The 15,142-nt window shown below is 60.3% G+C and carries 7 protein-coding genes, 2 tRNA genes and 3 rRNA genes; 7 read left to right on the forward strand and 5 right to left on the reverse strand.

The window, feature by feature from the left end:
- Positions 1 to 232 precede the first annotated feature (232 nt).
- The 5 genes from paaK to paaN all read right to left on the reverse strand — a co-directional run bounded on the left by paaK (position 233) and on the right by paaN (position 5,857).
- Positions 233 to 1,531 carry a phenylacetate--CoA ligase PaaK gene (gene paaK, locus ACN8ZM_RS02510; protein WP_043191530.1) on the reverse strand — a complete coding sequence of 433 codons (1,299 nt, stop codon included), beginning with the start codon at positions 1,529 to 1,531 and terminating at the stop codon, positions 233 to 235.
- A gap of 38 nt (positions 1,532 to 1,569) precedes the next feature.
- A complete protein-coding gene (paaI, locus tag ACN8ZM_RS02515) occupies positions 1,570 to 2,022 on the reverse strand; it encodes a hydroxyphenylacetyl-CoA thioesterase PaaI (protein ID WP_043191528.1) in 453 nt (150 codons plus the stop codon).
- Position 2,023: 1 nt separating this feature from the next.
- Complete coding sequence (gene paaG / locus ACN8ZM_RS02520; RefSeq protein ID WP_043191526.1) at positions 2,024 to 2,815, reverse strand: 2-(1,2-epoxy-1,2-dihydrophenyl)acetyl-CoA isomerase PaaG; 792 nt, start codon at positions 2,813 to 2,815, stop codon at positions 2,024 to 2,026.
- 45 nt (positions 2,816 to 2,860) lie between these two features.
- Complete coding sequence (gene pcaF, locus ACN8ZM_RS02525; RefSeq protein WP_089449846.1) at positions 2,861 to 4,063, reverse strand: 3-oxoadipyl-CoA thiolase; 1,203 nt, start codon at positions 4,061 to 4,063, stop codon at positions 2,861 to 2,863.
- 87 nt (positions 4,064 to 4,150) lie between these two features.
- Positions 4,151 to 5,857, reverse strand: coding sequence for a phenylacetic acid degradation protein PaaN (gene paaN, locus ACN8ZM_RS02530; RefSeq protein WP_420210506.1), 1,707 nt, complete (start codon positions 5,855 to 5,857; stop codon positions 4,151 to 4,153).
- 129 nt (positions 5,858 to 5,986) lie between these two features.
- Between paaN and ACN8ZM_RS02535 the strand changes: the two genes are divergently transcribed.
- The 7 genes from ACN8ZM_RS02535 to ACN8ZM_RS02565 all read left to right on the forward strand — a co-directional run bounded on the left by ACN8ZM_RS02535 (position 5,987) and on the right by ACN8ZM_RS02565 (position 15,034).
- Positions 5,987 to 6,763: an enoyl-CoA hydratase gene (locus tag ACN8ZM_RS02535; protein WP_021156980.1), complete on the forward strand. Its 777-nt coding sequence runs from the start codon at positions 5,987 to 5,989 to the stop codon at positions 6,761 to 6,763.
- Between the two features lie 567 nt (positions 6,764 to 7,330).
- Positions 7,331 to 8,863, forward strand: a 16S ribosomal RNA gene (locus ACN8ZM_RS02540).
- 63 nt (positions 8,864 to 8,926) lie between these two features.
- A tRNA-Ile gene (locus tag ACN8ZM_RS02545) sits at positions 8,927 to 9,003 on the forward strand.
- Between the two features lie 41 nt (positions 9,004 to 9,044).
- A tRNA-Ala gene (locus tag ACN8ZM_RS02550) sits at positions 9,045 to 9,120 on the forward strand.
- Positions 9,121 to 9,406: 286 nt separating this feature from the next.
- Positions 9,407 to 12,288, forward strand: a 23S ribosomal RNA gene (locus ACN8ZM_RS02555).
- A 132-nt stretch (positions 12,289 to 12,420) separates the two neighbouring features.
- Positions 12,421 to 12,533, forward strand: a 5S ribosomal RNA gene (gene rrf, locus ACN8ZM_RS02560).
- The 16S, 23S and 5S rRNA genes sit together here with 2 tRNA genes alongside, the layout of an rRNA operon.
- A gap of 425 nt (positions 12,534 to 12,958) precedes the next feature.
- Complete coding sequence (locus ACN8ZM_RS02565; protein WP_420210507.1) at positions 12,959 to 15,034, forward strand: molybdopterin-containing oxidoreductase family protein; 2,076 nt, start codon at positions 12,959 to 12,961, stop codon at positions 15,032 to 15,034.
- Positions 15,035 to 15,142 lie beyond the last annotated feature (108 nt).

Consider the following 15,142-nt stretch of genomic DNA (forward strand, 5'->3'; position numbering starts at 1 on the left):
GTCGCCGCCGATGCATCAGATGCGGTATTCGTGGGTGCGATGGTGTGCTTGCGGAGCGTCGCTCTGATCGCGAGGGCTCCGGTGTGGTGTCAGTCTTCATGATGCGCGTATCGCGTCGACGGGTGCCCCAACGGTGTCCCGGAATGAAACAGCCCGATCGGCGTTGGCCGATCGGGCTGTTTCATTTGCAGCCACGGATTTACCGCGCGTCATGCACGCGCAGCGATTGCCGTCAGCCCTTGCGCTTGTCGACGACGCGCCGCGCCTTGCCGACCGAGCGCTCGATCCCGTTCACGGGCAGCACATTGATCACGGCCGTCACGCCGATCAGCGACTTGATGTCGTAGGCGAGCGCTTGCTTTGCCGCATGGATCGCCGCCGTATCGGGTGCGGTCTCGGGGCAAGGCTCGACGTTGAGCGTCAGCACGTCGAGCGGGCCTTCCTTCGTCAGCACGATCTGATAGTGCGGTGCGAGCGCGCGCTGCTTGAGCAACTGTTCCTCGATTTGCGTCGGGAACACGTTGACGCCGCGCACGATCATCATGTCGTCCGAACGCCCCGTGATCTTCTCCATCCGACGCATCGTGCGGGCCGTGCCGGGCAACAGCCGCGTGAGGTCACGGGTCCGGTAACGGACGATCGGCAGCGCCTCCTTCGTCAGCGACGTGAATACAAGCTCGCCGAGTTCGCCGTCCGGAAGCACTTCACCGGTTTCAGGATCGATGATTTCCGGATAGAAGTGGTCTTCCCAGATGGTCGGGCCGTCCTTGGTCTCGACGCATTCGGACGCGACGCCGGGGCCCATCACTTCCGACAACCCGTAAATGTCGACCGCGTCGATGCCCATCCGCTTTTCGATCGCGACGCGCATGTCGTTGGTCCAGGGTTCCGCGCCGAAGATGCCGATGCGCAGTGAACTCTGCACGGGATCGAGACCCTGGCGCTCGATTTCGTCGGCGATCGACAGCATGTAGCTCGGCGTCACCATGATGATGTCGGGTCGGAAATCCTGGATCAGCTGTACCTGCTTCTCGGTCTGGCCGCCGCCGAACGGGATCACGGTCAACCCTGCGCGTTCGGCGCCGTAGTGCGCGCCAAGCCCGCCCGTGAACAAGCCGTAGCCGTAGCTGACGTGCACCTTGTCGCCACGGCGCGCCCCGGCGGCGCGGATCGAACGAGCGACGAGATTCGCCCATGTGTCGATGTCGCCGGCCGTATAGCCGACGACCGTCGGCTTGCCGGTCGTGCCCGACGACGCATGAATACGCGAGATCTGGTCCTGCGGCACTGCGAACATCCCGAACGGGTAACTGTCGCGCAAGTCGCTCTTCGTCGTGAACGGGAAGCGCGACAGGTCGGCGAGCGTCTTCAGGTCGTCCGGGTGGACACCCGCGTCGTCGAACTTGCGACGATAGACGGGGGAGTGGTCATACGCATGCCGGAGCGACCACTTGAGGCGCTCGAGCTGCAGCGCGGTCAGCTCGTCGCGTGAGGCGGTCTCGATCGGCTCGAGCGGTAGCGGGGTAGTCATGCCTGTCTCCAGTGTTTGTTATGTGCGAGCCGTCGACGTCAGCGGTCTTCCGGGATGACCGTGCCCTTGATCTGGGCGGATTTGCCGCGAAACATCGCGACCGTTTCGCCGGTCTGGTTCGTGACGCGGATGTCGTAGATGCCTTGGCGGCCGGCGCGCGCCTGCTCGATCGCTTCGGCCGTCAGCACGTCATCGCCGTGCACGGGGCGCAGGAATTCGATCGAGCAACCGGCCGCGACGGTATTCACGTTGTACGAGTTGCACGCGAACGCGAACGTCGAATCGGCCAGCGTGAAGATGATCCCGCCATGGCAGGTCTGGTGCCCGTTCAGGAATTCGGGCCGCACGCGCATCTGCAGGCGCGCGTAGCCGGCGCGTACTTCGGCGATTTCCATGCCGAACGCGCGGCTGCATGCGTCGGCGTCGTACATCGCCCGTGCGGTGGCGCGGGCAAGCGAATCGGGGTCGAGCGTGGCAGTGGCGTTCGTCATGTCAACGCCCCTCGAAGCGCGGCGCGCGCTTCTCGATGAATGCCGTCACGCCTTCCGCATAGTCGTGCGACTGGCCGAGCTTGCGTTGCAGGTCGCGTTCCACGTCGAGCTGCTGGTCGAGCGTGTTCGTGACACCGTCGCGCATCGATTGCTTGATCGATGCGATCGCGAGCGTCGGCTGCTGCGCGAGCTGGGTGGCGAGCTGGCGGGCTGACGCGACGAGTGCGTCGTCGTCGACCGCGCGCCAGATCAAGCCCCATTGCTCGGCCTGTTCGGCGCCGAGCTTGTCGCCGGTCAGCGCGAGCCCGAGCGCGCGTGCCATCCCGACGCGTTGCGGCAGGAACCACGTACCGCCCGAATCGGGTACGAGCCCGATCTTGACGAAGGCCTGGATGAAACTGCTCGAGCGGGCGGCGAACACGAGATCGCAAGCGAGCGCGAGATTCGCGCCGGCGCCGGCCGCCGTGCCGTTGACGGCGGCGATTACCGGAATCGGCAGACGCTGCAGGCGGCGGATCAGCGGATTGAAGTGCTCGTCGATCAGCGTGCCGAGGTCGGTGGACGCGCCCGGCGTGAAGTCGAGATCGGCCAGGTCCTGGCCTGCGCAGAAGCCGCGCCCCGCACCTGTCAGGATCAGCGCGCGTGCGCCGGCCGCCTCGACATCATCGAGTGCCGATTGCAGCTCGCGATGCATCGCCCGCGTAAAGCTGTTCAGCTTGTCGGGGCGGTTGAGGGTAATCGTGGCCACGTTCGAGGCCTGATCGATATCCAGCTGAATCGCCTGATAGGACATGCAGTGTCTCCTTCATGACTTCGTTATAGGCGCGCGGTGCGTGGGTTACACGCGTTCGATCGCGAGCGCGATACCCTGGCCGACGCCGATACACATCGTACAGAGCGCGAAGCGACCGCCCGTACGCTCGAGTTGGTGGAGTGCCGTGGTCACGAGCCGGGCGCCCGATGCACCGAGCGGATGGCCCAGTGCGATCGCACCGCCGTTCGGGTTCACGCGCGGATCGTCGTCGGCGACGCCGAGCATGCGCAGCACCGCGAGGCCTTGCGACGCGAACGCCTCGTTCAGTTCGATCACGTCGAACTGGTCGATGGTCATGCCGAGCTGGCGCAGCAGTTTCTGCGTGGCCGGCGCGGGGCCGATGCCCATCACGCGCGGCGCGACGCCGGCCGTCGCCATGCCGATGACGCGTGCGCGGCGGCGCAAGCCGTACTGGTCGGCTGCCTGCGCATTGGCGAGCAGTAGCGCGCACGCACCGTCGTTGACGCCGGATGCGTTGCCGGCCGTCACCGAGCCGTCCGGGCGCACGACACCCTTGAGCTTCGCAAGCGCTTCGAGCGACGTCTCGCGCGGATGCTCGTCGCGCGAGACGACCACCGGATCGCCTTTCTTCTGCGGAATCGTGACCGCGACGATTTCGTCGGCGAGCGTGCCGTCCTGCTGCGCCCGCGCGGCCTTCTGCTGGCTGCGCAGCGCGAACAGATCCTGGTCGGCGCGGCTGATGTTGTAGTCGACCGCGACGTTCTCGGCCGTCTCGGGCATCGAATCGACCCCATACAACTGTTTCATCAGCGGATTGATGAAGCGCCAGCCGATCGTCGTGTCGAAGATGTCGGCCTGGCGAGCGAACGCGCTCGTGGCCTTGCCCATCACGAACGGCGCGCGCGTCATGCTCTCGACGCCGCCGGCGATCATCAGGCGCGCCTCGCCCGCCTTGATCGCGCGCGCGGCCGTGCCGATCGCGTCCATCCCGGAGCCGCACAGCCGGTTCAGCGTCGTGCCGGGCACGTCGGTCGGCAGGCCCGCGAGTAGCGCCGACATGCGTGCGACGTTGCGGTTGTCCTCGCCGGCCTGGTTCGCGCAGCCGTAGATCACGTCGTCGATCGCCGTCCAGTCGACGTTGCGGTTGCGCTCGACGAGCGCCTTGAGCGGTACCGCACCGAGGTCGTCGGCGCGGACATCTTTCAGGGCGCCGCCGTAGCGGCCGATGGGGGTGCGAATCGCGTCGCAGATATAGGCGTCTGTCATGAGCGTATCGATGAGCAACGAACCCGCCGGGTGGCGGATTCGTTCATGGTAGAGAACGTGGCGGCGTTTGCACGTCGACCAATCGGGTTATGCCGGTTGGCCGGCTTCCGCAGGTGCCGCTTTCGGCGCAACATGGACGCGGCTTTGCACCACGCGGAACCGGTTGGCGACGAACGCCGGGTCGGCCAGCGCTGCGTTGGCTGCCGGGTTCGCGCCCGTGCCGTGGAAATCCGAGAATGCGGCCGACTGGTTCACGAACACACCGCCCGTCAGGTTGATCGACAGTGCGACACCGCCGCGCACCGCCGCATCGTGGGCGGCGTCGATGATTGCATCGTCAGTGCTGTAAACGGAGAGCGTCAGCGCGCCATGTTCCGCCGCGATTTCGCCGGCGAGATCGAGCGACTGCGCGGTCGAGTCGGTCGCGATCACGAACGAGATCGGGCCGAACCACTCCTGCGTGAATTTCTCGCGATCGGCCACGTCGAGTTGCAGCACGAGCGGCGTGCGCACGCGGGCATCGGGGAACGCAGGGTGCTGGAGGGTAAGGCTGTCGGCGAGCACGCGGCCGAGCTGGCGGGCGTCGTCGATGCGGGCGATCACGCCTTCGTTCTGGATTGCGCCGATCAGTTCGACCGAGCGTGCCGGGTCGCCGGTGAGCTTTTGCACGGCAACGGCGATTGCCTGTGCGACTTCGTCGAAGCTCGCATGGCCGTCCGCCGTCCGGATGCCGTCGCGCGGCACATAGATGTTCTGCGGCGCCGTGCACATCTGGCCGGAGTACAGCGCCAGCGAGAATGCAATGTTCTTGGCGGCGGCCTTCAAATCGTCGGTCGAGTCGATCACGATCTGATTGACGCCGGCCTTCTCGGTATAGACCAGTGCCTGATGGGCATGGCGTTCGAGCCACGTGCCGTTTTGCGTGCTGCCGGTGAAGTCGATCAGCTTGATCTCGGGGCGCAGCGCGAGATCCTGAACGAGTGCGCCGTCGTTGGGTTCGGTCGCGAGGAGCGTGACGACGTTCGGATCGAAACCGGCTTCGCGCAGTACGTCGCGAGCGATCCGGACGGTGATGGCGAGCGGCAGGATCGCGCCCGGATGCGGTTTGACGATCACGGTATTGCCGGTTGCCAGATCGGCGAACAGGCCCGGGTAGCCGTTCCAGGTCGGGAACGTGCAGCAGCCGAGCACGAGCCCGGTGCCGCGCGGGACGATCGTGTAGCGCTTGTGCATCGCGAGCGGCGGGTTCTTGCCTTGCGGCTTTTCCCAGTGCGCGTCGGCCGGGATGCGGCGCAGTTCGTCCCATGCATAGGCGACTGCCTCGAGCGCACGATCTTGTGCGTGCGGGCCGCCGGCCTGGAACGCCATCATGAATGCCTGCCCCGTGGTGTGCATCACGCTGTAGGCGATCTCGAAGCTTGCGCGATTCAGGCGCGCGAGGATTTCGAGGCTGACGCCGATCCAGGCGCTCGGGCCGGCTTCGCGCCACGCGCGTTGCGCGGCGGCAGCGGCGGCGATCAGTTCGTCAGGTGTCGACTTCGGATACCGGATGCCCAGTGCAATGCCGTACGGCGACCGCTCTGCGCCGACCGTTTCCCCGGACGCCGGCTGATCGAGCGCGAACGTCTGGTCGAGGTGCGACTTGAACGCGGCCTCGCCATCTGCGTTCGCGCTTTCCCCGTACACTTTGGGGCTCGGCATTTCGGCGAACGGGCTCCAGTACCCGCGGCTCTCGATGGCGGCGAGTGCGTGCTTCAGCGTGTCTTCGTGCTTCGTGAACAGTGCATGGGTCATGGCGGCAGCCTGATGGACGTTGAGAGGGGTTGGATCGATTAATTAACCGACCGGTTGGTCGGAGAATGGTAGCATCAAACTATTCGCATGTGCGAGGCGTTTCTCATTTCATTGATCGAGGAGAAATAGATGGCTTACGAGAACATCCTGGTGGAGACCCGGGGGCGTGTCGGGCTGGTTACGCTGAACCGCCCGAAGGCGCTGAATGCGCTGAACGATGCGCTGATGGATGAACTGGGTGACGCGCTGAAGGCGTTCGATGCCGACGATGGCATCGGCGCGATCGTCGTGACCGGCAGCGAGAAGGCGTTCGCGGCCGGCGCTGACATTGGCATGATGGCGACCTACTCCTATATGGATGCCTACCGGGGCGACTACATCACGCGCAACTGGGAGACGGTTCGCGAGATCCGCAAGCCGATCATTGCCGCGGTTTCGGGCTTTGCGCTGGGTGGTGGCTGTGAGCTGGCCATGATGTGCGACATCATCTTCGCGGCGGACACGGCCAAGTTCGGCCAGCCGGAAATCAAGTTGGGTGTCATGCCGGGTGCGGGCGGCACGCAGCGTCTGCCGCGCGCGGTGTCGAAGGCGAAGGCGATGGACATGTGCCTGACGGCCCGCTTCATGGATGCTGCCGAAGCGGAGCGCGCGGGGCTCGTGTCGCGCGTGCTGCCGGCCGACACGCTGCTCGATGAGGCGATTGCCGCTGCGGCGACGATCGCCGAGTTTTCGCTGCCGGCGGTCATGATGGTCAAGGAGTCGGTGAACCGTGCGTACGAGACGACGCTCGCCGAAGGTGTCCACTTCGAGCGTCGGCTGTTCCATTCGCTGTTCGCGACCGAAGACCAGAAGGAGGGGATGGCGGCATTCGTCGAAAAACGGAAGCCGGTATTCAAGCACCGCTGATCGGGCTGCCTGGGTGGCGGTCGGCGACTGACCGGTATCGGTTGTCGGCGTGATTGCCCGGCCTGTCGAGCCCCAAGCCCCCGTGCGCGGCAGCGCACGGGGGCTTTTTCAAAATATTTTCACAAAGGGGCTTGCGTAGTTGCGGGCGGGTGCTTAGAATCACGCCTCTTTCGCGCTAACGGAAACGCGGCGCGGGAGAGGGAAGCAAGGTTGGTGGCGTGCTGGAGTCTGGAGCGCGCCACTGGCCTGGAAGTTGAACCCCGCAGTCGCAACGATGTAGTGAAAAAAGTTGTTGACGAAATGCGAAACACGGTTCATAATCTCGCTTCTCTGCTGCTGAAAACGCAGCGCTGCTGAGAAACGCGAAGTTCCTCGCAGAAACGCTCTTTAAAAATTAACAGCCGATAAGTGTGGGCGCTTGATGGAAGCGAGCTGATCCTCGGATCAGATAGCGAAAGTATCAAGAGTCTCACACTAAAGTAAGTCAGGTTTATGAAGCAATTCATATTCCTGTCAGCTTTGAGTGAGCGACCGGTTCTTAACTGAACCGAAAACAGTAACAGGTTTAAACTGAAGAGTTTGATCCTGGCTCAGATTGAACGCTGGCGGCATGCCTTACACATGCAAGTCGAACGGCAGCACGGGTGCTTGCACCTGGTGGCGAGTGGCGAACGGGTGAGTAATACATCGGAACATGTCCTGTAGTGGGGGATAGCCCGGCGAAAGCCGGATTAATACCGCATACGATCTACGGATGAAAGCGGGGGACCTTCGGGCCTCGCGCTATAGGGTTGGCCGATGGCTGATTAGCTAGTTGGTGGGGTAAAGGCCTACCAAGGCGACGATCAGTAGCTGGTCTGAGAGGACGACCAGCCACACTGGGACTGAGACACGGCCCAGACTCCTACGGGAGGCAGCAGTGGGGAATTTTGGACAATGGGCGAAAGCCTGATCCAGCAATGCCGCGTGTGTGAAGAAGGCCTTCGGGTTGTAAAGCACTTTTGTCCGGAAAGAAATCCTTGGCTCTAATACAGTCGGGGGATGACGGTACCGGAAGAATAAGCACCGGCTAACTACGTGCCAGCAGCCGCGGTAATACGTAGGGTGCGAGCGTTAATCGGAATTACTGGGCGTAAAGCGTGCGCAGGCGGTTTGCTAAGACCGATGTGAAATCCCCGGGCTCAACCTGGGAACTGCATTGGTGACTGGCAGGCTAGAGTATGGCAGAGGGGGGTAGAATTCCACGTGTAGCAGTGAAATGCGTAGAGATGTGGAGGAATACCGATGGCGAAGGCAGCCCCCTGGGCCAATACTGACGCTCATGCACGAAAGCGTGGGGAGCAAACAGGATTAGATACCCTGGTAGTCCACGCCCTAAACGATGTCAACTAGTTGTTGGGGATTCATTTCCTTAGTAACGTAGCTAACGCGTGAAGTTGACCGCCTGGGGAGTACGGTCGCAAGATTAAAACTCAAAGGAATTGACGGGGACCCGCACAAGCGGTGGATGATGTGGATTAATTCGATGCAACGCGAAAAACCTTACCTACCCTTGACATGGTCGGAATTCCGCTGAGAGGTGGAAGTGCTCGAAAGAGAACCGGCGCACAGGTGCTGCATGGCTGTCGTCAGCTCGTGTCGTGAGATGTTGGGTTAAGTCCCGCAACGAGCGCAACCCTTGTCCTTAGTTGCTACGCAAGAGCACTCTAAGGAGACTGCCGGTGACAAACCGGAGGAAGGTGGGGATGACGTCAAGTCCTCATGGCCCTTATGGGTAGGGCTTCACACGTCATACAATGGTCGGAACAGAGGGTTGCCAACCCGCGAGGGGGAGCTAATCCCAGAAAACCGATCGTAGTCCGGATTGCACTCTGCAACTCGAGTGCATGAAGCTGGAATCGCTAGTAATCGCGGATCAGCATGCCGCGGTGAATACGTTCCCGGGTCTTGTACACACCGCCCGTCACACCATGGGAGTGGGTTTTACCAGAAGTGGCTAGTCTAACCGCAAGGAGGACGGTCACCACGGTAGGATTCATGACTGGGGTGAAGTCGTAACAAGGTAGCCGTATCGGAAGGTGCGGCTGGATCACCTCCTTTCCAGAGCTTCTCGCAAAATTGAGCGCTCACGCTTATCGGCTGTAAATTTAAAGACAGACTCAGGGGTCTGTAGCTCAGTCGGTTAGAGCACCGTCTTGATAAGGCGGGGGTCGTTGGTTCGAATCCAACCAGACCCACCACCGTCTTGACTGGCGGTACACCCTGAGGAATATCTGTACATGGGGGCATAGCTCAGCTGGGAGAGCACCTGCTTTGCAAGCAGGGGGTCGTCGGTTCGATCCCGTCTGCCTCCACCAATCTTCAATGACAAGCGTTCGACTTGAGTCGAATCTTTGTCATTGGCGATTGAGCCAGTCAGATTGATATGAGTAAAACCATATCGGCTGTCGTTCTTTAACAATCTGGAAGAAGTAAGTAATTTGGATAGCGGAAGCGTCTATGAGATGGACGTGAAAACTATCCGGGTTGTGATTGTATCGATGTATCTCAAGATGATTCGAACTCTATGTTTGACTCAATTGGAATACGGCACAACGCGAGAACTCAACCTGTAACGACTGTCGAGAGACAGACTCGTTATAGGGTCAAGCGAACAAGTGCATGTGGTGGATGCCTTGGCGATCACAGGCGATGAAGGACGCGGTAGCCTGCGAAAAGCTACGGGGAGCTGGCAAACAAGCTTTGATCCGTAGATGTCCGAATGGGGAAACCCACTCCTTTTGGAGTATCCATGGCTGAATACATAGGCCATGCGAAGCGAACGCGGTGAACTGAAACATCTAAGTAACCGCAGGAAAAGAAATCAACCGAGATTCCCAAAGTAGTGGCGAGCGAAATGGGATGAGCCTTGCACTCTTTATTTGTATTGTTAGCCGAACGCTCTGGAAAGTGCGGCCATAGCGGGTGATAGCCCCGTAGGCGAAAACAGTATGAAAGAACTAGGTGTGCGACAAGTAGGGCGGGACACGTGAAATCCTGTCTGAAGATGGGGGGACCATCCTCCAAGGCTAAATACTCGTGATCGACCGATAGTGAACCAGTACCGTGAGGGAAAGGCGAAAAGAACCCCGGGAGGGGAGTGAAATAGATCCTGAAACCGCATGCATACAAACAGTCGGAGCCTCGTAAGGGGTGACGGCGTACCTTTTGTATAATGGGTCAGCGACTTACGTTCAGTAGCAAGCTTAACCGTATAGGGCAGGCGTAGCGAAAGCGAGTCCGAATAGGGCGTTCAGTTGCTGGGCGTAGACCCGAAACCAAGTGATCTATCCATGGCCAGGATGAAGGTGCGGTAACACGTACTGGAGGTCCGAACCCACTAACGTTGAAAAGTTAGGGGATGAGCTGTGGATAGGGGTGAAAGGCTAAACAAACTTGGAAATAGCTGGTTCTCTCCGAAAACTATTTAGGTAGTGCCTCGTGTCTCACCTTCGGGGGTAGAGCACTGTCATGGTTGGGGGGTCTATTGCAGATTACCCCGCCATAGCAAACTCCGAATACCGAAGAGTGCAATCACGGGAGACAGACATCGGGTGCTAACGTCCGGTGTCAAGAGGGAAACAACCCAGACCGCCAGCTAAGGTCCCCAAATATAGCTAAGTGGGAAACGAAGTGGGAAGGCTAAAACAGTCAGGAGGTTGGCTTAGAAGCAGCCACCCTTTAAAGAAAGCGTAATAGCTCACTGATCGAGTCGTCCTGCGCGGAAGATGTAACGGGGCTAAGCTATATACCGAAGCTGCGGATGCGTGCTTTGCACGCATGGTAGGAGAGCGTTCTGTAAGCCTGCGAAGGTGTCTCGGAAGGGATGCTGGAGGTATCAGAAGTGCGAATGCTGACATGAGTAGCGATAAAGGGGGTGAAAGGCCCCCTCGCCGTAAGCCCAAGGTTTCCTACGCAACGTTCATCGGCGTAGGGTGAGTCGGCCCCTAAGGCGAGGCAGAAATGCGTAGCTGATGGGAAGCAGGTCTATATTCCTGCACCATTGTTAGATGCGATGGGGGGACGGATCGCGGAAGGTTGTCCGGGTGTTGGAAGTCCCGGTCGCTGCATTGGAGAAGGCGCTTAGGCAAATCCGGGCGCGGAATTCAAGGGTGTGGCGCGAGCTCCTTAGGGAGCGAAGCAATTGGAAGTGGTTCCAAGAAAAGCCTCTAAGCTTCAGTCTAACGATGACCGTACCGCAAACCGACACAGGTGGGCGAGATGAGTATTCTAAGGCGCTTGAGAGAACTCGGGAGAAGGAACTCGGCAAATTGGTACCGTAACTTCGGGATAAGGTACGCCCTTGTAGCTTGATGCCCCTGCGGGCAAAGGGTGAAGGGGTTGCAATAAACTGGTGGCTGCGACTGTTTAATAAAAACACAGCACTCTGCAAACACGAAAGTGGACGTATAGGGTGTGACGCCTGCCCGGTGCCGGAAGATTAAATGATGGGGTGCAAGCTCTTGATTGAAGTCCCGGTAAACGGCGGCCGTAACTATAACGGTCCTAAGGTAGCGAAATTCCTTGTCGGGTAAGTTCCGACCTGCACGAATGGCGTAACGATGGCCACACTGTCTCCTCCCGAGACTCAGCGAAGTTGAAGTGTTTGTGATGATGCAATCTACCCGCGGCTAGACGGAAAGACCCCATGAACCTTTACTGTAGCTTTGCATTGGACTTTGAACCGATCTGTGTAGGATAGGTGGGAGGCTATGAAACCGGAACGCTAGTTTCGGTGGAGCCGTCCTTGAAATACCACCCTGGTTTGTTTGAGGTTCTAACCTTGGCCCGTGATCCGGGTCGGGGACAGTGCATGGTAGGCAGTTTGACTGGGGCGGTCTCCTCCCAAAGCGTAACGGAGGAGTACGAAGGTACGCTAGGTACGGTCGGAAATCGTGCTGATAGTGCAATGGCATAAGCGTGCTTAACTGCGAGACCGACAAGTCGAGCAGGTGCGAAAGCAGGTCATAGTGATCCGGTGGTTCTGTATGGAAGGGCCATCGCTCAACGGATAAAAGGTACTCTGGGGATAACAGGCTGATACCGCCCAAGAGTTCATATCGACGGCGGTGTTTGGCACCTCGATGTCGGCTCATCTCATCCTGGGGCTGTAGCCGGTCCCAAGGGTATGGCTGTTCGCCATTTAAAGAGGTACGTGAGCTGGGTTTAAAACGTCGTGAGACAGTTTGGTCCCTATCTGCCGTGGGCGTTGGATATTTGAAGGGGGCTGCTCCTAGTACGAGAGGACCGGAGTGGACGAACCTCTGGTGTACCGGTTGTCACGCCAGTGGCATCGCCGGGTAGCTATGTTCGGAAGAGATAACCGCTGAAAGCATCTAAGCGGGAAACTCGCCTTAAGATGAGATATCCCTGGGGACTAGATCCCCTTGAAGGGTCGTTCGAGACCAGGACGTTGATAGGTCAGGTGTGTAAGCGCAGTAATGCGTTCAGCTAACTGATACTAATTGCCCGTAAGGCTTGATCCTATAACAAGTCTGTCTCGCGCTGATAACAGCGCGTCGGACTGGTTGGATTCTCGTGTGTGATACACACAACTCAAAATTACTGCTTCTTCCAAGATTGGTTGTGCTGCGAAGTCAGCACAACAACCCCTTTTGCCTGATGACCATAGCGAGTCGGTCCCACCCCTTCCCATCCCGAACAGGACCGTGAAACGACTCTACGCCGATGATAGTGCGGATTCCCGTGTGAAAGTAGGTAATCGTCAGGCTCCCTAAGCCAAGAACCCCCGCCCGAAAGGCGGGGGTTTTTGCATTGGCGCGACGAAAATGCGAGCGTGCGGGGGAAGGGCATTGTACTCATTGCACATCACCGCGCCCAAGCGCACCCAATCGCAGCGCCCGGTTTCCAAAAAGCCGATATCCTTCGCGATCCTTGGGGCAATCGATCCTATCTCCGCTCAAAGCTGCAATTCCTTCATCTCCGTGTATCGGTTGGCGCCGTCGTGCAGCGTCGATAGCGAACACCGGATTGGCCATGCAAGTCTCCCCCACGGAAGACACACGGAACCACCGAAACTCCCCTCGCATCCTCCAATCCCATTTCGGCCGGATAACTCAGAATCCGCACGAAATGAACGCTTTATTCGGCGTGTCCACGTAAAATTTGCGAATCCCCATCTCTGCATTCAAAACGATGAACGCCGCCATTCAGGTAGCCCGGGCCGTTTGCCCGCATGATTGTCCGGACACGTGCGCAATGCGTGTGACTGTCGAAAACGGCAAGGCGATCAAGGTCACGGGCGATCCCGACCATCCGCCGACGCAAGGTGTGTTGTGCACGAAAGTCAGCCGGTACGCCGATCGCGTTCATCACCCCGACCGCCTCACCGTCCCGCTCAAGCGCATCGGCGCGAAAGGCGAAGGGCGTTTCGTACCGATCAGCTGGGACGAGGCATTCGATGAGATCGGCCGCCGTCTCGGTGAAATCGCGACGCGTGCACCGGAAGCGATCCTGCCGTACAGCTATGCGGGGACGATGGGGCTCGTGCAGGGGGAGGGCATCGCCCAGCGGTTCTTTCACAAGCTCGGCGCATCGCGGCTCGAGCGCACGATCTGCGCGGCGGCCGGTGCAGCGGGGTTGCGTTACACCTATGGTGGCAGTCTCGGCATGCACCTCGAGCACTTCGAGGAAAGCGAGCTGATTCTGATTTGGGGCGCGAACCCGATCGCGTCGAGCCTGCACTTCTGGACGCGTGCGCAGCAAGCGAAGCGCCGAGGCGCTCGTCTGGTCGCCATCGATCCGTACCGTTCGCTGACGGCGGAAAAGTGCCATCAGCATATCGCGTTGAAACCAGGCACCGATGGCGCGTTCGCGCTCGGCATGATGCACGTGCTGATTACCGAAGATCTGCTCGATCGCGACTACATTGCCAGCCATACACTCGGCTTCGACGCGCTCAAGGAGCGGGCGATGTCCTATCCGCCGGAACGCGTTGCGCAGATCTGCGGTATCGATGCGTCGGAGCTGGTCGACCTTGCGCGTCGCTACGGCGCTACCCGCAAGGCATCGATCCGCCTCAACTATGGCATGCAGCGCGTCCGCGGCGGTGGCAACGCCGTACGCGCGATCGCCAGTCTGCCGGCGTTGACGGGGGCCTGGCGGGATCGGGCCGGCGGGCTGTTGCTCTCGTCGTCGGAATCCGCGCCGGTCAACCAGGCGGCGCTGCTGCGACCGGACTTGATGCCGGGCTGGCCGCACACGCTGCCGCGTATCGTCAACATGAACGCGATTGGCGATGCGCTGTTGCACCCGGGCGATGCAAGCTTCGGGCCGAAAGTCGAAGCAGTGGTCGTGTACAACTCGAATCCGGTGGCCGTCGCGCCGGACTCTTCGAAGGTGGCCGCAGGGTTCGCGCGTGACGATTTGTTCACGGTCGTTCTCGAGCATTTCAAGACAGATACCGTCGATTTCGCCGACATTGTGTTGCCGGCGACCACGCAGCTCGAGCATCTGGACATCCACAAATCGTACGGCCACACCTACGTGATGGCGAATCTGCCGTCGATTCCCCCGGTGGGAGACGCACGGCCGAATACGGAGATCTTCCGCGGCATCGCGCGCAACATGGGGCTCGACGAGCCCGCGCTTTATCACAGCGACGACGAGGTCGCGCGCGCGGCGCTCCGCTGGGACGATCCGGTGCTCGACAGCGACTGGGACACGCTGAAGCGCGATGGCTGGCTGAAGCTCAAGCTGCCGGAGGCGCCGTTCGCGGAGGGCGGGTTCCGTACGCCATCCGGCAAGTGCGAGTTCTACAGCCCGCGGCTCGAGCAGATGGGTGTGGATCCCGTGCCCGACTACCTGCCGCCGTTCGAATCGGCCGAGGCTGCGCCCGAGCTTGCCGCGCGCTATCCGCTCGCGATGATTTCGCCGCCGGCCCGCCACTTCCTGAACAGCACGTTCGTGAACGTCGACAGCCTGCGTCACACCGAAGGCGAGCCGCATCTCGACATCCACCCGTCCGACGCCGAAGTGCGCGGCATCACCGAAGGCGACGTCGTACGGATCTTCAACGACCGTGGATCGATGCAGGCGCTCGCGAGAATTACCGATCGCGCACGTGCCGGGCTCGTCGTCGGGCTGTCGATCTGGTGGAAGAAGCTGTCACCGGACGGCCGGAACGCAAACGAGGTGACGAGCCAGGCGTTGACCGATCTTGGTAATTCGGCGACGTTTTACGATTGCCTTGTGGAAGTTGAGCGCATTTGATCGAATATCCCCGTATGATCAGACGATTTTCCACAGAAGTTCGAAGTGGACATCTAACCCTGTTGTCTCGGGACGAGCGAGCCGTTACGATGCGTTTTAGCACGACCA

It is taken from the genome of Burkholderia aenigmatica (assembly GCF_048627025.1).
GTDB lineage: Bacteria > Pseudomonadota > Gammaproteobacteria > Burkholderiales > Burkholderiaceae > Burkholderia > Burkholderia aenigmatica.

Bases quoted from the DNA above. Each gene is read 5' to 3' on its own strand.
- paaK (WP_043191530.1), bottom strand. From the start codon at position 1,531: ATGACTACCCCGCTACCGCTCGAGCCGATCGAGACCGCCTCACGCGAC.
- paaI (WP_043191528.1), bottom strand. From the start codon at position 2,022: ATGACGAACGCCACTGCCACGCTCGACCCCGATTCGCTTGCCCGCGCC.
- paaG (WP_043191526.1), bottom strand. From the start codon at position 2,815: ATGTCCTATCAGGCGATTCAGCTGGATATCGATCAGGCCTCGAACGTG.
- pcaF (WP_089449846.1), bottom strand. From the start codon at position 4,063: ATGACAGACGCCTATATCTGCGACGCGATTCGCACCCCCATCGGCCGC.
- paaN (WP_420210506.1), bottom strand. From the start codon at position 5,857: ATGACCCATGCACTGTTCACGAAGCACGAAGACACGCTGAAGCACGCA.
- ACN8ZM_RS02535 (WP_021156980.1), top strand. From the start codon at position 5,987: ATGGCTTACGAGAACATCCTGGTGGAGACCCGGGGGCGTGTCGGGCTG.
- ACN8ZM_RS02565 (WP_420210507.1), top strand. From the start codon at position 12,959: ATGAACGCCGCCATTCAGGTAGCCCGGGCCGTTTGCCCGCATGATTGT.